Below are 20,459 nucleotides of genomic sequence, written 5' to 3'. Positions count from 1 at the left end.
GGGGGGCGGTCGGCCGGGAGCAGCGGCTGGTCGGGATGTCAGCCGGGGACGCTTCCGTCCTCGCGGATGGGAGCGATCACCGGGAAGGGGGCGGAGGATGCTCCGCGGTCTCGGTCTCGGTCTCGGTCTCGGTCTCGGTCTCGGGCGCTCACGTCGTCGCCATGCCGGCGCCGGCGGTCTCCTTGGAGCTGGCGCGGACGAGCACCAGGGAGACCAGAGCGCCGGCCGCGAAGAACGCCGCGGCCCAGAGGAAGCCGACCGAATAGCCGTGGACCGCGCCCTCGGCCATGGTGAGGCCCCCGAGCGCCGGGTCGGTGACGGGGTGGGAGGAGAGGTAGTTCGCGGTGGCCTCGGCGGCGATGGTGTTCAGCAGCGCCGTGCCGATCGATCCGCCCACCTGCTGGGCCGCGCTCACGAGCCCACTGGCGACACCCGAGTCCTCCCCGCCGACGCCGAGCAGCGCGAGGTTGGTGGCCGGGACCAGGATCCCGGCCATGCCGAGCCCGACCACGATCTCCGGGCCCAGCACGTGCGAGACATAGGACGTGTCCGCCCCGATCCGGCTGAACCAGACGAGCGCCACGGCGCAGACGAGGAACGACACGGTGATGATGGTCCGCGGCGGGACCACGCGCATGAGCGCGGTGACGACGCCCGCCCCGACGACGACCACCAGCGTGAGCGGAAGGAGGGCGAGCCCGGTCTTCAGCGCCGAGTAGCCGAGGACGCCCTGCAGGTAGTACGTCTGGAACAGGAACATCCCCATCATGGCCAGGAAGATCAGCAGCGAGGACAGGAAGGCGCCGCCCCGGTTGCGGTTCAGCACCACGTGCAACGGCAGCAGCGGGTACCGGGTGCGCAGCTGCACGGCGACGAACGCGATGATCAGGACGCCGCCCGCGACCAGCGAGCCGACCGTGCCGCCCGAGTCCCAGCCGCCGTCCGCGGCCTCGGCGAACCCGTACACCAGCAGGGCCAGGCCCGCCGTGATCAGCAGCGCACCGGGCGCGTCGTACCTGGTGACGCCCGTCGCCCGGCTCTCCCGGATCAGCGGGAAGGCCCCGAAGAAGGCGACGGCGGCGATCGGGATGTTGATGTACAGGCACCAGCGCCAGTCGAGGTAGTTGGTGAGCAGGCCTCCGGCGAGCAGCCCGACGGCCGAGCCCGCGCCGAGGACCGCGCCGTAGACGCCGAAGGCGGTGGCGCGCTCCCGCCGGTCGGTGAAGGTGGTGTTCAGCAGGGAGAGGGACGCCGGCGCGAGCAGCGCGGCGAATGTGCCCTGCAGGGCGCGGGCGGCGAACAGCATGCTCTGGCCCGTCGCGGCGCCGCCGATCGCGGACGCGACGGCGAAGCCGGCGAGCCCGATCAGGAACGCGCGTTTGCGCCCGCTGTAGTCGGCGATGCGGCCGCCGAGGAGCAGCAGACCTCCGAAGGGGAGCGTGTAGGCGGTGACCACCCACTGCCGGTTGGCGACGGATATGTGCAGGTCGTTCTGGGCCTGGGGGAGGGCCACGTTCACGACGGTCGCGTCGAGGACCACCATCAGCGTCGCGAGGGACAGGACCGCCAAGGCCCACCAGCGCCGTGGATCGGCCCCTGCCCGACCGGCGGTGACGCCGCCTTCGGAAGCGAGGGTTTCGCTCATCGTACGAATCCTTCGTCTGGTCGATATTAATATGACCGGTCATCTTAAGAACTGCGCACCACCGCGCGGGTGGCGAGGCCTGTTCGGTTCGGTGTGGGGTCAGACCAGGATTTCGGTGTGGGGTCAGACCAGGATGGAGCCGAAGACGACGGTGAAGAAGTCGTCCAGGGGAACCCGGCTCCGGGACACCTTGGAGCGCACCACCGCTCCCTGCCAGGCGTCCACGAGGAAACGGCTCAGCTGGTCGGGGTCGTGGGACGCGGCCAGCAGCCCGGACGTCCTGGCCTCGCGCAACGGGACGGCCAGCGACGACGTCCAGCGGTCCAGGCTCTGCCCGATCTGCGTCCGCATCGCGCCGCTGTGATCGGCCATCTCGGTGCCGAGGTTGCCGAACAGGCATCCCCGGGAGTAGCCGAACCGTTCCAGGGAGGCGCGCAGGGACTCGAAGAACGCCCGTAGGCGGGCGATGGGCTCCGTCGAGGTGTCCGCCAGCGAGTCGAGCGAGCAGTCCGCCTCGTAGCGGCGCAGCACCTCCAGTGCCAGCGCCTCCTTGCTCTCGAAGTGGTTGTAGAACGACCCTTTCGGCGCCTTCGCGGCGTCGGTGATGTCCTTCACGCCGCAGCCGTTGTAGCCGTGCAGGTGGAACTGGTCCATGGCGGCGTCGACGATCTGCTGCCGCACACTCCCACGTGGCATCGCTCTGAATCCTCCTCCGGTGCCGGCACCATGAATATGACCGGTCGTCTCAACCGATGTCAAGCGGGGCCGGTTGCGGTCACGCGGAGCCTCACGTATGTTCACTATCCGATGACTTCATCACACGATGACTAATCGGAGACGGAGCTTCGGATGGCGGACGCTGACTCGACCACCGCGGCGGTGCTTCTCGGATTCGCGACGATGACGGCGGTCGGCGGCCTGCTCGCGGCGGCCGCGGTCAAATGGCGGCAGCCCGCCGTGATCGGTGAGATCGTCGCGGGGATATTACTTGGGCCGACACTGCTCGGCCTGCTCCCCGGCGACCCGACCGACCTGCTGTTCCCGCACTCGGCGCGCCCGTTCCTCTCGGTCCTGGCCGAAGTCGGCCTGGTGCTGTTCATGTTCGGCGTCGGCTTCGACCTGGAGCCGGCGCACTTCCGCGCGAGCGCGCGGCCCGCCCTCGCGGTGTCGGCGGGCTCGATCGTGCTGCCGCTCGCGCTCGGCTTCGGCCTGGGCATGCTGATCCATCCCTGGCACCGGGACATGCTGGACGAATCCGCCGGCGTCCTCCCGTTCGCCCTGTTCCTCGGCGTCGCCATGTCGATCACGGCCTTTCCCGTCCTGGCCAGGATCCTCACCGAGTTCAGGATCGGCGGGATCGGGCTCGGCGCGTTCGTGATGACCTGTGCCGCCATGGCCGACGTCATCGCGTGGGCGCTGCTCGCCCTGGTCGTGGCGATGGTCGGCGACGGCGGCTGGGCCGAGGCCGGGGCCCGGCTCGGCGGCATGGTCCTGTTCGTGCTGGCGCTCGCCGCCGTCGTGCGGCCGGTGCTGCGCCGGGCGCTGCTGAGCGGGTGGGTCCGCCGCCGCGACGGCAGCGCCCCGCTCCTGCTCCTGGTCGTCGGGCTGACGCTGTCGTCCTGGGTGACCAGTCGGCTCGGCTTCCACCCGATCTTCGGAGCGTTCCTGTTCGGCGCGATCGTGCCCCGGGCCGAGGTCGCGGAGGTGGCCGTGGAGGCGCCCCTCCTCATCGAGCAGACCAGCCGGCTGCTGGTCCCGGTCTTCTTCGTCACCACCGGCCTTTCGATCAACATCTCGGGGCTGAGCGCACGTGGCTACCTGGACGTCCTGCTGGTGCTGCTCGTGGCGTGCAGCGGGAAGTTCCTCGGCGCGGCGGGGGCCGCCTACGCGGTCGGGATGGGCGGGCGCAAGGCCGCCGCGACCGGCGTGCTGATGAACAGCCGGGGCCTGACCGAGCTGGTCGTGGTCCAGGTCGGGCTCTCGCTCGGCGTGCTCGATCCCGGACTGGCCTCCGCGATGATCATCATGGCCGTGCTGACCACGGTCGCCGCCACCCCCCTCTTCCGCAGGCTGTACGACCAGCGACTCCAGGCGGAGGACGGGGTCGCCGGAGCCGGCGTACGGGCGCTGTCGCCCGTCCTGAAGGAATGAGTCAAGTATGCTTCACCACAGGTCGTCAGGCCCGCTTTTTCTACCACCAATCAAGATCATTTCAGCCTGCTGGACTACCGTTCTCATCCATCGGCGGCCCGCCGCCCGAGATCTTGCACGAGCGAACCGGGCTGTCGTATCTTCCGAGTGTTCGACGATAATCTCGAATCTGCCGAACGAGGTTGATCGGTTGTGCTTCCGTTACACGTGTCCTTGCTCCTGCCAGTCGTATCTGTGTAGCAGTGCGTACCAGTACGCGTATTCCGAAACGCCATGTACCAAGGCCTCTCCGAGACGTGCAACCTCCCACCCAGGTCGGCGTCTCATCGCAGCTGAGGCGCCAATTCCCGTCGATCGACCCAGCCGAACGCGGCCGAACCTCGAACTGGACACAGGGAGAGATTTGTCTCGGTACACGCGGACGATAGAGAGCAGCCCTCCCGCCGGGGTGCATTCGATGGCGGGTCCGATGATTCCTCGCCCGGCTCGCGGGACGGGGCGTCTGGACAGCGGCATATATCGGTCGGTGCATTTCTATGGCGCTGTGCTGTCCAAGCCGCTCGCCGAGGCGGCCGAATACATCGAGCAGCTGGAACAGATGCCCGCTCCACCGCATTTCCTGGGCGTGCGCAACCAGTTCTCCGCCCAGGACGAGGGAAGCGCAATAGCCTGGTGTGTGACGGTCGTCTTCAGCGAGCCGCTGGAGTTCCCCCCGTGACGCGCCGGTCACCCGCACGTCATGTACGGGAGGTTCTCGCCGGGACGGCGCGCGACTCGGCCACCGCCGTTACGTTGTCGAGGGTGAGCAGCCGGCGGAAGTCGTCGGGAGCCGACGTCCTCACCCACAGCAGCATCCGGAGCCGCCGCAGCCGGCCGAACCGGTAGTAGCGTGCGTCGGGATCGCCGAACCGGAACAGCGGCGGGACGAACCGGGACCGCCGGAGCCGCGCGTAGACGCGCCCGGCGGCGGTCGTGCCGTCCAGGCGCGCGGGCACGTCGAGCAGGTCGCGCAGCGAGCCGGACACGAGATCGGGCAGCCCCCCGGGGACGCGATACCAGTACTCGCCGTCCTCGAAGCGCTCGACGGGCGACCAGCGCGCGTCGTCGTCGCTCCGCCCCTTCTCACCTTCGAGGCGGGCACGCTTGAGCGACATCGCGGACAGGATGGTCCAGAGAAGCCACACCCGGAGGTAGGCGTTCCACAGCGGGAAGTCGGCCGCGGCATGACGGCCCGCGGCGACGAGCCGGTCGTGGAAGTCGAACAACCGCAGCTGGAAGTCCGCCGCCGGTTTCATCCGCTCCCCGGCCCAGTCCCGCGCACGTCCCATTTCCAGCAGCGCGGCGGCCGTGGCGTGCACCAGCTCCAGGCTCATCGACAGGTCACGGGAGAGCAGCAGGTCGTGCCGTCCGGCGGAGCGGTCGAACAGGAACCAGCGGGGGCCTGAGCACCGGTCCACGACGGCCGGCCACCGCTCCACCCGCCGCCATGGGCGGACCGGGACGGCGTCCAGGAACTGCCGGGCGATGTCCGGGTAGCGTGCGACGATCCGCGCGAACTCCTCGTCCGGGCCCTCGCCGTCACCGGCGGGGTGGACGTCGGGGTCCAGGCTCAGCGTCACGCTGCACCGGCCGGGCCCGCCGCCCTCCGCGTGGCCGAAGTGGGCGAGCTGCATCCACCCCCCGGCGAACGTGTGCAGCAGCGTCCCCTCCGACCAGGGATCCGCCCGGCGGTGGGCCTTGGGAGGGACGACCGACTCGAACGGCGCCACCCCGGTGAAATGCGTGTGCAGCAGCCGGGCGCGGTGGCGGACGCGTCCGGGGTCCGGCGCGGGCAGCCCGGCGGGGAGCAGGTCCGCGGCGCCGCTGCCGTCCACCAGGTACTCGGCGTCGACGGTCCCGCCGCCGGCGAGCTCCACCGACACGCCGCCGCGGCCGACCCGCACCCCGTGCGGGACGGCCTCGGCGTCGGCGACGGTCGCCCCGAGCCGGCCCGCGAGCTGGATCGCGTAGGCGTCGGCCTCGGGCCGGTGCACGTGCCATTCGGCGTGTTCGCCCGGGACGGCGAACTGCAGGGCCTCCGCCGTCCGGTGGCTCCGGTCCGCCCGGTGGTAGAGGAAGCCCAGATTCCGTTTTGCGCGGCCGCTTCCGCGCAGCTCCGCCGGCAGGTCACCGAACATTCCCAGCGCGGCGATCTCGGGGATGCCGAACCGGGCGCCGAGAAGGAAGAACAGCTCGGCGGTGTAGGGGATCGTCGTCTCCCCCGAGGGAACGTCGCGGTCGCCCGAGGTGGGGACGAGGGCGACCCGCACTCCGTGCCGGGCGAGGACGGCGGCGAGCAGGCCGGTCGCCAGATGGCCGCCGAGTACGACGACGTCGTGGCGGTCGTGGCGGTCGTGGCGGTCGTGGTGCGGGTTCGGCTGGGTCATGCGATCCTCCGTGAACGTGGTCCCGTCCCAGGCGCGAGGTATCCGCTCCGGACGAAGTAGTCGAAATAGGTGTCCAGGAGGCGCTCGTCCAACGGCGGGCAGACGATGCCGGTGCCGTCCAGGGCCCCGGTGACACGGCCCACGTCGTAGTCGATGGCGTCCTCCCCGCCGACGACGAACTCGCGGACGATGTCCATCACCGGATGCAGCGCGTTGGCCTCCACGTCGTAGGTGCGGCGCAGCGCGTCCCACCACTCCCGGCGGTCCACGACCTCGACCGGCCAGCCGCGCCGCCGCATGTGGCGGATCAGCTCGTCGAAGCGCATCCGGCGCGGGTTGACGAGGTGGTACACGCCGTGCGGCGCGGTCCCCGCGGACAGATGGGCCATGGCGCGCGCGACGTAGTTCACGGGCGTCATCTCGATCTCCAGGTCGCCCAGGTCCGGCGCGCGGCCCAGCTGCACGCATCCCTTGATCACCCGGCAGGTGAAGTGGGTGGTGAGGCAGGCGCCGGTGCGGGAGTCGCCGAGGATGCGGCCGAGCCGGAACGTGCGGACCGGGAGCCCCCGCCCCGACGCCCGCCCGACCAGGTGCTCCGCGGCCCACTTGGTCTGGACGTACCCGGTGACCAGGCGGCCCGCGGCCGCGATGTCGTCGTCTTCGAGGACGCGGGTGCGCCCGTCCTCGGGCAGCCCCCAGATCCCGTACGTCGAGACGTGGTTCAGGTGCTTGGGACGTCCCGCCGCCGCCAGCCGCAGCAGCTCCAGGGTCCCCCCGACATTGGCGGCGGCGAGCTGCTCGTAGGTGTGCACGAAGTCGACCCGGGCGCCCGCGTGGTGGATCACGTCGATCCGCTCGGCCAGCTCGCCGAACTCGCCCGGACCGAGGCCCAGCCCGGGCTTGGCCAGGTCGCCGCGCAGAACGTGCACCCGGTGGGCCTCGTCCTCCCGCCACGGCAGGTACGTCTCGACGCCGCGGCGGACCCGGCGGGGGCCGTCGTCCTCGTCGGCGCACCGGACCAGGCATTCGACCTCCGCGTCCGTGTGCTCCAGCAGGGCGTCGAGGAGGAAGGCCCCCACGAAACCGGTGGCGCCGGTCAGCAGCACCCGCCGCGGCGGCCCGCCGTGGGGAGCGCCGATCGGGCGGACGTCCTCGGGGAGGGAGACGCGCGCCGCGATCGCGGCCGGCCGCTCGTACGGGTCGCCTGAGGGGGTGGGGGAGGACGGCCCGCCACGCGAGACCTGGCCGGCGGGTCCGTCCGGCGCGTCGCCCGCCTCCTCCGGGCGCCCGCCGGTGGTCTCCGCCGACTCGCCGCGCAGGACGTCGTCCAGGTGCCCCGCCCATTCCGCGAGCGTGGAGCGGGCGAAGAACTCCTTGGGGCGCAGCACCACCCCGAGGCTCCGCCGGCACCGGGTGGCGATCTCCATGACCATCAGCGAGTCCAGGCCCAGCTCGAACACGTCGCCGCCGGCGGTGAGGGCGTCCGTCCCGGTGCCGAGGACGTCGGCGACCCCCGCGGTCAGGAAGTCCAGGAGCAGCCGCCGCCGCGCCGCCGACCCGTCCGGCGTGGCGGGGGAGTGCCCGGCCAGCAGGTCGAGCAGCTCACGGTCCTGGGCGTCGCCGGACGCGGCGGACGTCACGTCCAGCTCGGCGAAGACGGGCCGTTCCGACCGGCTCGCCATGATCGACGTGTAGGTCGCCCAGTCGGCCGCGCACACCACGTGGTGCGGCCGGTCGCCGCGCAGCATCCGGCCGAGGAGCGACAGGCACTGGGACGGGTCGAGCTGCCGCAGACCGACCGATTCGAGGAAGGACATCACGTCGTTCTCGAACAGGTGCGAGCGCTGCCCCCAGGGGCCCCAGTCCACCGTGAGCGCGGGAAGGCCCAGGCCGTGCCGGTACGACGCCAGCGCGTCGAGGAACATGTTGCCGGCGGCGTACGAGGCCAGGTGCTGGGAGCCCCACGTCGCCGCGATGGACGAGAAGCAGACGAACATGTCCAGATCGAGGTCTCTGGTCCGCTCGTGCAGGTTCCAGGCCCCGACGGTCTTCGGTTCCCACACCCGCCGGTACGCGTCCGCCTCGACGTCCACGAGATCCTGGGGCCCGGACACCCCGGCGGCGTGGATCACACCGCGCAGCGGCGCCGGGCCGCCCGCGAGCCGGTCCACCAGCGCGGCGACGGCCGCGGCGTCGGTGACGTCCAGGCGCGCCGTCTCCACCTCCGCGCCGAGGTCGCGGATCCGGCGGATCGCCTCGACGGCGGCGCGGTCCCGGCCGGGGAGGCCGTCGTCGTCCCAGCGGTCCCCGTCCGGTGGCGCGGAGCGGCTCGCGAGGACCAGCCGCGGCGTCCCGGCGGCCGCCAGCCACGCGGCGGTAGCGAGGCCGATGCCCCCCAGCCCGCCGGTGATCAGCACCGTCCCGTGGCGGTGGAGCGGGCCCGGTGCGTGGGCCGGCAGCGTGCCCGCCGGCGCGGGACGCAGCCGGGGGACGAACCGGTCCCGGCCGCGGAACGCGCACTGGTCCTCCCCGCCCCGATCGAGGATCGCCCGCGCTGCGATCCTGGCCTGCTCCTCCGGATCGTCCAGGCCGGGGTCGAGATCGAGGGCCGCTCCCCAGAGCTCGGGGTGCTCGAGCGCGACCACCCGTCCGAGCCCCCACAGCGGCGCCGCGGCCGGATGGTGGGCGCCCTGCCGGCCGGTGTCGACCGCGCCGCGGGTGAGGAGGGTGAGGCGGGGCGGCGGATCCGCGTCCCGCGCCGCGAGGCGGCGGACCAGCGTCACGACGAGGTGCTCGGTCCCGAACAGCCGGTCCCGCAGCAGGTCCGCGGTGATCTCCGGCGCGCTCAGGTCGAACCCGCTGACGACCACCCGCGCCCGGCCCTCGGCGGGCAGCCCGTCCACGGCGGCCGCGCAGGCGTCCGGGTCCGGGGGGACGAGTTCGACCGGGACGCCGTGGCCGCGCAGCTCGTCCCCGATTCGTCCGGTCAGCGGATCCGAGCCGATGAGCAGGACCCGCTCGCCGTCGCTCCGCCGCGCCGGACGGGGTTCGGCCCGCCGCCACTCGAGCCCGTACAGGACCTCGGGCTCGGGGTACCAGCGGGACGGGGCGGGCTCGGGCAGCTCCGCCCAGCGCAGCCCCTCGATCGACCCGAGGGGCGACCCGTCGCCCGCGAGGAGGACGACGTCGGCGACGCCGCCGTTGCGCGTCCCCGTCACCCGCGCCTCCCGCACGTCGCCGGGCGCGTCGCACGAGGCGGCGGCCAGCGAGCCGACCCATCCGGCGGAGCCGGGCCAGGCGCCGAACACCAGGGCGGTGGCGCGGACCGCCGCCGTCACGACGGCGCCCCACGCGGCGGCCTCGTCCTCGTCCTCCCCGGCGGCGGGGACGGCCGACGCGGCCTCCGGCCACGCATCGGGCGGGCCGGCGCCGCCCGTCCGCGCCGGCGCCGCGGTACCCGCGGACGCGGTGCGCGGGGAGCGGCTCAGCTCGACCCTGCCGTGCGCGAGCCATGGCGCCTCGGCGTGCGCGGTGTCCGCGCCGATCCCGGTCACCTCGACGCTCACCGCGGTGCCGGTTCCCGGCGGGTTCTCCGCGTGACGCGCCGGATCCGCCGGATCCGCGTGATCCGCCGGATCCGCCGGGCCGGGCCGGACGGTCGTCTGGATCAGCCAGGGACCGCGCGCGTCCTGGGGCAGCGACGGCTCGACCCCGGCGGCGGAGATCGTCCGCCAGCGTCCGCCATGGCCGGCCGCGGCGGCCCTGACGGCCCGTTCGACCAGCAGTCCGAGCGCGTCCTCGGGCGCGGCGACCGGCCCGTCCGCCGCGACGTGCTCCTCGAACATCGGCACCGCGGCGCGTACCCGCGCGCCGAGGCCGGGCCGGGCGGGCACCGCGTTCGGGTGCCCGCCGGCACCCGGCGGGGCGGCGCGGAACCAGTAGTGCTCGCGCTCCCAGGGATAGGTGGGGCCGGGGACCCGGCGAGGACGGCGGTCCGCGTTCAGCGCCCGCCAGTCCACGTCGCAGCCGCGGAGGCTCAGCGCCCCGAGCGCCCGCAGGAACCGCGCCCGGTCGTCCCGTCCCTCGCGCAGGCCGCCGATCCATGCGCACGCGGGGTCGGTCACCGCCCGGCGCCCCAGCCCCACCAGCACGGGCTGGGGACCCGTTTCGAGGAAGGTGCGGATCCCGTGCGCGTGGAGGGTCCGCAACCCGTCGTGGAAGCGGACGGTCCCGGCGGCGTGCCGGGCCCAGTACTCCGGGCCCAGCTCCTCCCCGGTCAGGAACCGGCCGGTGACGTTCGAGACGAGCGGGACGGCCGGGGGCCGGAATGTGATCCCCTCCAGCGCGTCCTGGAACTCGTCCAGCATGGGACGCACCAGAGCGGAGTGGAAGGCGTGCGACACCTTGAGGGAACGAGCGCGGTGCCCATCGGCGGCGAGCCGGGAGCAGACCTCCGCCACCTGCGCGGCGTCCCCTGACAGGACCACCTCATCGGGCCCGTTCACGGCGGCCACGGAGACCTCCGTCCCGGACGCCGCGATGGCCTCGGACGCCGTCCTCTCGTCGCAGTTCACCGCCGACATGGCGCCGCCCGCGGGCAGGGCCGCCATCAGCCGCGCCCTGTGCGCCACCAGCCGCACGGCGTCGGGCAGGTCCATGACACCGGCGAGGCAGGCCGCGCTGATCTCGCCGACGCTGTGCCCGAGCATCGCCGCCGGCCGCGGCCCGTACGCCAGCAGCGCGCTCCCCAGCGCGTACTCGGTCGCGAAGAGCGCGGGCTGGGTGTACAGCGTGTCGTCGAGGTCGGCGCCGCCGGGGTCCTCGGCCCAGAGCGCCCGTTCCAGGGGGACGGGCAGCAGGGGCTCGAACAGCGCGCGGCACCGCTCGAACGCCGCGGCGAAGGCCGGCTCGTCGGCGAGCCCGGCGGCCATCCCGCGGTATTGGGCGCCCTGCCCGGTGAACAGCCACGCGAGTTTGCGCGCGGGGTAGGGGGCCTGCTCGGCCTCGGTCACCCGGGTCCGCTCGTCCCGGCGCGCGTACCGGTCCAGTTCTGCCGCGATCTCCGCGCGCGAGCGCCCGGTGACCGCCAGCCCGTGCCCCAGCCGCGCGCGGCCGACCCGGCTGGTGTGGCAGATGTCGGCGAGCCGGTGCCCGGACGTTCGCAGGGCGTCGGCATAGCGCTCGGCGAGCGTGCGCAGCGCCTGGGGGGTGCGCGCGGACAGCAGCAGCACGTCGACGGACCCACCGGGTGCCCTGTCGGCGGATGCGGCCGCGTCCGACCCGTTCGCCGCGTCCGCCGCTTCCGCCGCGTCCGGTTCGTCCGGGGCGCTCAGGACGACGTGGGCGTTGGTGCCGCTCGCGCCGAAGCCGCTCACCCCGGCGGTCCGCGGCCCGTCGCCGTCAGGCCAGGGCCGCAAGGAGGTCGGCACCTCCAGGTTCAGGCGGTTCCACGGGATGTTCGGATTGGGGGTGACCAGGTTCAGATGGGGCGGCACCTCGCCGTGCCCGATGGCGAGGATCACCTTGATCAGTCCCGCCACCCCGGCGGCCGGTTCGAGGTGCCCAATGTTGGTCTTGACCGAGCCGACCAGCAGCGGCTCCGCGTCGCCGTCCGGCCGCATCACGGCGTTCAGCGCACGCAACTCGATGGGGTCGCCCAGCGACGTGCCGGTGCCATGCGCCTCCACATAGCCGACCTCACCGGGCGCGACGGCGCCCTGCTCCAGCGCGCGCCGGATCACGTCCTGCTGCGCCAGCGGGTTCGGGACGGTCAGTCCGCTGCTGCGCCCGTCGTGGTTGACCGCCGACCCGCGGACGACGGCGAGCACGGTGTCGTCGTCGGCGCGCGCGTCCGACAGCCGCTTCAGCACCAGTACGCCCGCGCCCTCGCCGCGCGCGTACCCGTCGGCCGACGCGTCGAAGGTCTTGCACCGTCCGTCGGCCGCCAGCGCCCGGAACTTGCTCATGAGCACGAACCCGTACGGGGACAGCATCAGGTTGACGCCGCCCGCCAGCGCCATGTCGCACTCTCCGCCGCGCAGCGCCTGGCTCGCCTGATGCACGGCCACAAGCGACGAGGAGCAGGTCGTGTCGATCACCGTGCTCGGGCCGCGCAGCCCCAGCACGTACGACACGCGTCCGGCGATGAAGCTGGGCTCGCCGGTGAGCTGGTAAGCGTCCACGTCCCTGATGTCCCCGAGCTGCTGCCGCATCCGCACGTAGTCGGTGGTGCTGACGCCGAAGTAGACACCGGTCCTGGTGTCCGACAGGCCGGTCGGCGCGTACCCCGCGCGTTCCAGCGCCTCCCAGGTCACCTCCAGCATGAGCCGCTGCTGCGGGTCCATGCCGATCGCCTCCCGGGGCGCGATCCCGAAGACCGCGGGGTCGAACCCGGCGACGGCGTCCAGGAACCCGCCGCGGATCACGTACGCGCTGCCGGGACGGTCGGGATCGGGGTCGTAGAACGCCCGCGCGTCGCCCCGCGCGGCGGGGAACTCGCGGGTGGTGTCGGTGCCCTGCCGCAGCAGCGTCCAGAACTCCTCGGGCGTCTCGGCGCCGCCGGGCATGCGCAGGCTCATCCCGACGACCGCGATGGGCTCGGTGGCCTTGCGTTCCAGCTCGGTGGCCTTGCGTTCCACGCCGTCCAGCCGGTCCCGCAGGCGCTGGATGGTGGCGGTCGCCTCGGCCAGCCGCGTCCGGTACGTCGCTTGCGCTTCCATCAGACCTCTTCCGCGTCGTCGCCGAGCTGCCGTTCGGCGGCCGTCATCGCGCGTTCCAGTTCGCGCAGCAGCTCGTCATCGGTGGGCTCACCGGCCCCGGCCCCGTCGTGGCCGGGGAGCGGGGGCGGATCGGCTCGTCCGGGTCCGGACGGCGGTCGGGCGGGCGGTCCGCCGGGTGGCCCGGCGCTCCCATCCGCGCCGAGCAGCCCGGCCAGGAACTCGGCGAGCCGCGCCGTGGTCGGGTATTCGAAGGTCAGCGTGCTGGGCAGGTCGAGGCCGAGGTCGTCCTCCAGGCGGGTGCGCACGCCGAGCGCCATCACCGAGTCCATGCCGAGGTCGAAGAAGCCCGCCTCGGGGTCGAGATCGCCGCCGTCGAGGCCGAGCACGGCCGTGACCGTCCCGGCGGTGTGCTCCAGGAGCCGTTCGGCGAGCGCGCCGGCGGGGATGCCGGACGCCCACGCCCGTTCGGGGACGCGGCGGACGCCGGCGAACCGGTCCAGGAACGCTCGGGGCGCGAGCTCCTGGCACACCCGGACGTACCGGGGCAGGTCCACGGACGCGACGGTCCGGTACGCGGGTTCGGCGAGGAGCAGCCGGTCGAGGACGCCGGCGGTCTCGGCGGACGTCAGCGGCCGCAGCCCGCTCTGCTCGAACAGCGGCAGATGCTCCGCGCCGAGTTCGCCGGTGTCGGCGCGCGGCATGAGCCCGGCGACGCCGACCGGGACCGGGTGGGACGGGTCGGCCGCCCAGGCCGTGAGGAAGCCGGACGCCGCGGCGCCCGCCGCCGTGTTGACCGATCCCCAGCTCGGCCCGGCCGCGGTGACGACCGTGACGCGCCGCGGCCGGTGGCCCATCGCGGTCGCGCCGGCCGCGGCGAGGAGACGTGCGCCGGCCAGATTCCGGAGCGCCAGGTCCGCGGAGACGTCGGCGAGCGCTCTCGTCGTCGCCGGGCCGGGCATGATGACGACGTCGCCGACGGTCGCGTGCGCGCGCAACACGGTGGTCAGCTCGCTCAGGGCGTGGTGCTCGACGACGGTCCCGGCCGCGGCGATCGCGGCGGCCGCGGTCTGGTCGGTGCGTGCGGCCTGCGCCGTGTCGGTGCGCCGGCCGCCGAACCACAGGATGCGGCGGGCTCCCCGCCTCGCGAGCGCCGTCACGGCCGGGAGCGCCGCCGCGTCCCCCATCACCAGGTGAGGACGGTCCCGGTCGACGCCGTCGCGCACGGCGGCGGGCATGGCCGCCCGGTCCAGGCGGGCCGCCCGCCACCCGTCCCGGCCGAGCCGCACCTGGTCGTCGAACCGCCCGGAGCGTTGCGCGACGACGGCCTTGACGGCCGCTCGCGCGTCATCGGCCGCCACCAGGCCGCCCCACCGTCCGGGGATCTCGACCGCGAGCACACGCCCGAGTTCCCAGACGGCCGCGTCGGCGGGCGACGCCGCGCCCGCCTCGTCCGCGCCGGGTGCGGGCGCGCCGCGGGTGAGTAACCAGAGCCGCCCGGCGGACAGGGGCATGGCCGCCATGGCACCGCCGATGGCCAGGACGTCGGCCACGGCCGAGTCGACGTCGCCCGGCCCGTCGCCCGGCCCGGGTGCGACCACCACGCCGGCGGTACCGGGATGGTCCCTCACCACGGTCTCCAGGCGCTCCCGCCAGCCCCGCACGCCCGGCTCCAGCCGGACGACGGTGTGGCCGTCCCGTTCGAACGCCCGCACGAGCTCGTCCGCCGCGCCCCCGGCGCCCGCGACCACCCAGGTGCCGGTCTCGCCGTCGGCGGCGGGCGGTGGGACGGGCTCCCAGCCGATGGTGAACAGCAGCTCGTCGGCCGCCACGATTCCGGCGGAGGCGGAGGCGGAGGCGGAGGCGGGGCCGGGTTCCGCGCGGTCCCCGGCGCCTTCCCCGGAGTCGGTGGTGTCCCGCGACGCCGGTTCACCGAGGTCCGCGCCGGGGATCTCCCGATACCAGTGGCGGCGGCGCTCCCACGGATACGACGGCAGATCCACCGGCGGGAGTGCGGGCGCGGAGGCGTCCCACGCGGGGTGAAGCCCCGTGACGAACAGGTCGGCGGCGGTGCGCGCGGCCGCGTGCCGCCCGCCGCCGGACGAGGCCACGGCGGCGAGCACGTCCACCCGCGCGCCGCCGTCCGTCTCGTCCGCCGCGAGGACGGGGATCCGGGCCGGCCCGAGGTTCCCCGGCAGGCCGGTCCCGGTCTCGACCAGGTGCTTCAGCGCGTCCTCCTGCGTCAGGCGGCCGGCGGCCCAGGCCGCGCTCAGCGCGCCGGTCCCGGTCCCGGTGACGCTGTCCGGGGCGACGCCGAACGACGCCAGCGACCGCGTCGCGGCGACGTGATGGCCGAACACCCGGGCCGCGCGGAGCCGCGGGTCGGGCGGCTCGGCCGCCGCCGGGCCGGGGCGGGCGCCGGTGAGCTCGGCGATCCGGGCGGCGCACGCGTCGAAGGCCCGCGCGTAGGCGGTCCCCTCGGCGAGCAGGTCGTCCGGGACGTCCGAGGGCAGGTCGTCGCCGTACCAGAACGTCACCGCCCGCGGGTCGCCGCCGGGCACGTGACCCTGCCGCGCCTCCCCGCACGGCTCACCGGCGGCGAACCGCCGCAGCCCGCGCGACAGCTCCCGCGCGTCGTCGCCCAGGACGGCGACCCTGTGGTCCAGCCAGGCCCGCCGTCGCGTCGCCGTGTGGACGATGCCTTCGAGCTCTCCGGGATCCGCCCCGTCCAGCCGGTCGGCCATGCGCCCGGCGGCGGCCCGCAGCGCACCGGGGGTCGCGGCCGTGACAGGCAGCACATAGGGACGCGGTGCCGGAGGCGCCGCCCAGGTCGGTGCGGGCGGGGCCTGTTCCACGAGCACATGCGCGTTGCTGCCGGTGAATCCGAACGCGCTGACCCCGGCGCGGCGCGGCCGCTCCCGGTGCGGCCACTCACGGGGACGCGTGGGGAGCGCCACCGGCAGCCCGTCCCAGTCGATCCGGCTGGACGGCGTCTCCACCAGATGCGGCGGAATCTCGCCATGCTGGACGGCGAGGATCGTCTTGACCAGCCCGGCCGCGCCGGCGGCGGCCTCCAGGTGCCCGATGTTCGCCTTCACCGACCCGACGAGCAGCGGCTCGCCGGACGCGCGGCCGGGGCCGAGCGCCGCCGCCAGGGCCCGGATCTCGATCGGGTCGCCCAGCGGTGTCCCGGTGCCGTGCGCCTCCACGTAGTCCACCTCTGCGGGGGCCCAGCCACCGCGGTCCAGCGCGGCGCGGATCACCGCGGTCTGCGCCGTCCCGCTGGGGACGGTCAGCCCCCCGCTCGCGCCGTCCTGGTTGACGGCCGTCGCGGCGATGACCGCGTACACGCGGTCGCCGTCGCGTTCCGCGGCGCGCAGCGGCTTCAGGACCAGCGCCGCAGCGCCCTCGCCCCGGCCGTACCCGTCGGCGGCCTCGTCGAAGGTCTTGCAGCGTCCGTCCGGGGCCAGCGCCCCGCCCGCCGCCATGGACACCGACACCGTCGGCGCGACGATCACGTTCGCGCCGCCCACGACCGCCGCCTCGCACTCGCCCTCGCGGAGCGCCTGGCAGGCGAGGTGGACGGCGGTCAGCGAGGACGAGCACGCGGTGTCCACGGCCAGGCTGGGGCCGCGCAGCCCCAGGACGTAGGAGAGCCGTCCTGCGGTGGCGGCGAAGGACGTACCGGTCCCGTAGTACAGGTCCACCGCCTTCATGTCCCGGGTGAGGAGCTGCTGGTAGTCGGCGGTGTTGAGGCCGACGTAGACGCCGATGCCGCGTTCCGGCGGCACCGGCCGAGCCAGCCCGGCGTCCTCCAGCGCCTCCCAGGAGACCTCCAGGAGAAGGCGCTGCTGGGGATCCAGGGACCGCGCCTCCCGGGGCGCGATCCGGAAGAACGCCGCGTCGAAGCCCGCGACGTCGTCCAGGAAGCCGCCGCGGGTCGGAACGTCCTGGCCGGTCTCGGACCAGATCGGGTCCGCCCGCCGGTCGGCGGGAGGCTCGGACGTCAGCCGCCGTCCTTCGCGGAGGAGCGCCCAGAACTCGGCCACGGACCCGGCGCCGGGGAGACGGCAGGCCATGCCGACCACGGCGACGGGCTCCGCGCCGCGGCCGCCCGCCGCTCGCCCGCCGGACGGAGCGGGGACGGCAGCCGCCGGGGCGGGCGCGGCTGTCACATCGGGCACGCTCGACGCGTCCGCGTCCGCGTCTACGTCCGCGTCCGCGTTCGCGAGGACCTCGTCGAGGTGGTCCGCGAGCGCCTCGACGGTCGGATGGTCGAACACGACGCCGGAAGCCAGGTCGACGCCCAGGTCGCTGCCCAGCGCCGACCGCAGTTCCACGGCGGTCATCGAGTCGAGGCCCAGCTCGAACAGGCCGCGTCGCCGGGGGACCGGAGTGCTCGCGTCCAAGCCGAGGGACTTCCGGACGGCCGCCTCAACCTGGGCGAGCACCGAACCCGGCCGGCGAGAGCGGGACGACCCGTGCGAAACGCCGGGCGTGCGGGGTGCCGGCGCCCCGGAAGGCGGGGGTTCGGGAGCCGTACCGGCCAGTGCCGTGCCGCCGGGAGCCGCGCCGGTGACGAACTCTCCCACTACCGATCCGTCGGCGCCGAGCAGGCTGACCCGCGCGGCCACCGGCGCCGCGGCCGGGTCGGCCGGAGTGGCGCCGGACTGCTGCCCCTGGGCCACGCCGGGGAGCCAGTGCCGCTCGCCGCCCCAGGTGGGGACGGGCAGGGTGCGGTACTGGCGCGGCCGTCCCACGATGCGGCCCCAGTCGAGGTGCGCTCCGGCGACGTGCAGGCGTGCCGCGGCGGCGCGCAGGCAGGCCGCCCCCGCCTCGCCTCGGCGCAGGCTGTGCACGACCGGTCCGTCCACGTGGCGGTGCCTTGCCGCGTCCTCCAGCGGACGGGCGAGGACGGGATGAGGGCTGATCTCCACCAAGGCGTGGTCGCCTTCTGCGAGAAGCCGGTCCACGGCGGGCCAGAACAGCACCGGGTCGGTGAGGTTCCGGCTCCAGTAGGCGGCGTCCGGCACCGTCAGGTCCTCGCCGGGGTGCACGCTGGACAGCAGCCGGACGGTGCCGGGCACGGCGGGCGGCAGGTCGGCGATCGCCGCCCGCAGCGAGGGACCGCAATCCGCGACGACCGGGCTGTGGAAGGCGTAGTCCACCGGCAGGTCGAGGCAGCGGAACCCCTGCGCGCCGAGCGCCCGGCCCGCTTCGCGGGTGGGGCCGGCGGGCCCGGCGATGACCACCGAGGCGGGCCCGTTCACCGCGGCGATGACGACCGGCAGCCCGGTCGCGTCGAGTGCCTCGCGCACGGCTCCCTCGGTCCCGGAGACGGCGATCATCCGTCCGGTCCCGCCCGTCTCGTGCAGGATGCGGCCGCGCCGGACGACGAGCGCCACCGCGTCCGCGAGCGGCAGCCGCCCGGCGACCTGGGCCGCGGCGATCTCCCCGACGCTGTGGCCGAGCAGGGCCACCGGGGTGAGCCCCGCCGCGGTCCACCAGCGGCTCAGCGCCACCTGCAGGGCGAAGAGCGCCGGCTGGGCGACGTCGGTGTCCAGCAGGCGGCTGCCGCTGGTGCGGTGCAGCTCGTCCACCAGCGACCATGAGGCGTCACGGCGGATCAGCGCGTCGCACTCCTCCAGCGTCTCCCGGACGACGGGGTCGCGGGCGTAGAGGTCGGCCGCCATACCCGGCCACTGGGCGCCCTGCCCGGAGTAGACGAAGACGGCCCGCGGCGGCGCGTCCGGGTTCCGCGTGCCGGCGAAGGTGCCGTCCACCCCGTCCGGGAATTTGGCCAGGCCGCGCACCAGCCCGTCCTGGTCGTCGGCGACGACGGCGTACCGGTGGTCCTCGTGCGTGCGCCTGGACGCGGCCGAGGCGACGAGGTCGTCGAGGTCGGCGGGACCGGCCGCGGCGACGGTGTCCCGCATGCGGCTCACCTGGTCGGCCAGCCCTTCCCCGGCATGGGACGAGACCAGGAGCACGTACGGCCGGGTCTGCGGACCGGCCGGTTCGGCGGGCGGCTCCGCGGCCGGGGCGGGCGGCGCCTCGACGATCACGTGGGCGTTGGTGCCGCTGAGGCCGAAGGCGCTGACGCCCGCCCGCGCCGGCCCGCCGGCGCCGCCGGACCCGATCCCGGTGGCGGACGTCGGCACGGCGACGCCCGCGTGGTCCCCGTCGATCGGCGTGCCGGACGACCCGAGGTGCGGCTGTCCGGGGACGCGTCCCGAGCCGACCACGTACACCGCCTTGAGCAGGCCGGTGATCCCGGCCGCGGCGTCGGTGTGCCCGAAGACGGCCTTGTGGGAGCCGACCAGGAGCGGACGGCCGTCCGGCGCACGGGACGAGCCGAGGAGGTCGGCGAGCACCGACAGTTCGATCCGGTCGCCGAGCGGGGTCCCGGTCCCGTGCGCCTCCACGTAGTCGATGTCGCCGGGGCGCAGGCCCGCGGCGGCCAGCGCGCCGGTGAGCAGGTCCCGCTGCGCCGTGGCGTTCGGGGCGGTGAGACCCATGCTGAACCCGTCGTGGTTGACGGCCGAGCCGACGACGGTCGCGTAGATCCGGTCGCCGTCCGCCAGCGCGTCCGGGAGCCTCTTCAGGACGACGAGCCCGCAGCCCTCGCCCCGCACGACGCCGTCCGCGGCGGCGTCGAACGGCCGGCACCCGCCGGTCGGGGAGATCGCTCCGATGCGGCTCATGAACACGCTCAGCTCGGGTGTGAGCAGGAGGTTGACCCCGCCCGCGAGCGCGCTGTCGCATTCGCCGGCGCGCAGGCTCTGCGCGGCCAGATGCACGGCCAGCAGGGACGAGGAGCAGGCGGAGCTGAGCGTCGTGACGGGACCGTGCAGGTCGAAGGCGTAGGCCAGCCGTCCGGCGGCGAAGCTGAACTCCACGCCGCTGGCGTAGTGCGGTCCGATGCCGGCCGTCCCGAGGGTCTTGGAATGCAGCAGGGTGTAGTCGGAGGCGAGCATCCCGACGTACACCGCCGTCCTGCTGCCGCGCCAGTCCGGGTGCGGCCGCCCGGTGTCGGCCATCGCCTCCGCCGCGACCTCCAGCAACAGGCGGTGCTGCGGGTCCAGCGCCGCCGACTCCCGCGGTGAGACGCCGAAGTAGGCGGCGTCGAAACGTCCGACGTCGTCGAGGAAGGCGCCGGTGTGGCCGGACGTGGTGCCCGGCCGCTCACCCCCGGGCGAGTGGAAGTCGCGGCCCCAGCGTTCGGGCGGGACCTCGCGGAACTGGTCCGAGCCGGAGGACAGCACCGCGCCCAGGCCCGGCAGATCGCGCACACCGCCGGGAAGCCGGCACCCGATTCCCACGATCGCCACGGGCGCGGCGGTCTCGTTCCGCACGACGGTCATCGGCCCTCCACCCGGAGTTCACGAGCACAGTCTTCAGCATCTGATGACTTCTATATGCGATGAACTCTAAACGGCATGTCGGGGCATCTGTCAAGAGCGAGAGGCACGGGCGCGACCGAACAGAACGTCCCGCAGGAACCAGCTCCGCGAAGCCGCC

At 74.4% G+C, this 20,459-nt stretch carries 7 protein-coding genes; 2 read left to right on the top strand and 5 right to left on the bottom strand.

What is annotated here, in order from left to right:
• Nucleotides 1–148: 148 nt before the first annotated feature.
• Both ACH34T_RS05775 and ACH34T_RS05770 read right to left on the bottom strand, forming a co-directional pair.
• Nucleotides 149–1,645, bottom strand: coding sequence for a DHA2 family efflux MFS transporter permease subunit (locus tag ACH34T_RS05775; protein ID WP_395990913.1), 1,497 nt, complete (start codon nucleotides 1,643–1,645; stop codon nucleotides 149–151).
• Nucleotides 1,646–1,768: 123 nt separating this feature from the next.
• Complete coding sequence (locus ACH34T_RS05770) at nucleotides 1,769–2,341, bottom strand: TetR family transcriptional regulator C-terminal domain-containing protein (RefSeq protein WP_395990912.1); 573 nt, start codon at nucleotides 2,339–2,341, stop codon at nucleotides 1,769–1,771.
• Nucleotides 2,342–2,494: 153 nt separating this feature from the next.
• Between ACH34T_RS05770 and ACH34T_RS05765 the strand changes: the two genes are divergently transcribed.
• Nucleotides 2,495–3,796: a cation:proton antiporter gene (locus ACH34T_RS05765; protein WP_395990911.1), complete on the top strand. Its 1,302-nt coding sequence runs from the start codon at nucleotides 2,495–2,497 to the stop codon at nucleotides 3,794–3,796.
• A gap of 526 nt (nucleotides 3,797–4,322) precedes the next feature.
• Nucleotides 4,323–4,514, top strand: a complete 192-nt coding sequence (locus ACH34T_RS05760) for a hypothetical protein (protein WP_395990910.1) — start codon at nucleotides 4,323–4,325, stop codon at nucleotides 4,512–4,514.
• A 19-nt stretch (nucleotides 4,515–4,533) separates the two neighbouring features.
• On the opposite strand, the gene ACH34T_RS05755 is transcribed toward ACH34T_RS05760, so the two are convergent.
• The 3 genes from ACH34T_RS05755 to ACH34T_RS05745 are packed head-to-tail and all read right to left on the bottom strand — an operon-like array spanning nucleotide 4,534 to nucleotide 20,302.
• Nucleotides 4,534–6,222, bottom strand: coding sequence for an NAD(P)/FAD-dependent oxidoreductase (locus tag ACH34T_RS05755; RefSeq protein ID WP_395990909.1), 1,689 nt, complete (start codon nucleotides 6,220–6,222; stop codon nucleotides 4,534–4,536).
• A complete protein-coding gene (locus tag ACH34T_RS05750) occupies nucleotides 6,219–12,941 on the bottom strand; it encodes a thioester reductase domain-containing protein (protein ID WP_395990908.1) in 6,723 nt (2,240 codons plus the stop codon). The genes ACH34T_RS05755 and ACH34T_RS05750 overlap by 4 nt, the downstream gene beginning before the upstream one ends.
• The gene (locus tag ACH34T_RS05745; protein ID WP_395990907.1) at nucleotides 12,941–20,302 is read right to left on the bottom strand and encodes a type I polyketide synthase; all 7,362 of its coding nucleotides are present in this window, start codon (nucleotides 20,300–20,302) and stop codon (nucleotides 12,941–12,943) included. The genes ACH34T_RS05750 and ACH34T_RS05745 overlap by 1 nt, the downstream gene beginning before the upstream one ends.
• Between the last annotated feature and the right edge of the window lie 157 nt (nucleotides 20,303–20,459).

Origin of the sequence: Actinomadura sp. 9N215, assembly GCF_044326345.1 — a bacterium.
Classification (GTDB): domain Bacteria; phylum Actinomycetota; class Actinomycetes; order Streptosporangiales; family Streptosporangiaceae; genus Spirillospora.
The sequence above is the reverse complement of the archived record's forward strand: the minus strand, read 5'-3'. Positions and strand labels throughout refer to the sequence as shown.

Coding starts and splice junctions, on each gene's coding strand:
- ACH34T_RS05775 (WP_395990913.1), bottom strand. CDS start 1,645: ATGAGCGAAACCCTCGCTTCCGAAGGCGGCGTCACCGCCGGTCGGGCA.
- ACH34T_RS05770 (WP_395990912.1), bottom strand. CDS start 2,341: ATGCCACGTGGGAGTGTGCGGCAGCAGATCGTCGACGCCGCCATGGAC.
- ACH34T_RS05765 (WP_395990911.1), top strand. CDS start 2,495: ATGGCGGACGCTGACTCGACCACCGCGGCGGTGCTTCTCGGATTCGCG.
- ACH34T_RS05755 (WP_395990909.1), bottom strand. CDS start 6,222: ATGACCCAGCCGAACCCGCACCACGACCGCCACGACCGCCACGACCGC.
- ACH34T_RS05750 (WP_395990908.1), bottom strand. CDS start 12,941: ATGGAAGCGCAAGCGACGTACCGGACGCGGCTGGCCGAGGCGACCGCC.
- ACH34T_RS05745 (WP_395990907.1), bottom strand. CDS start 20,302: ATGACCGTCGTGCGGAACGAGACCGCCGCGCCCGTGGCGATCGTGGGA.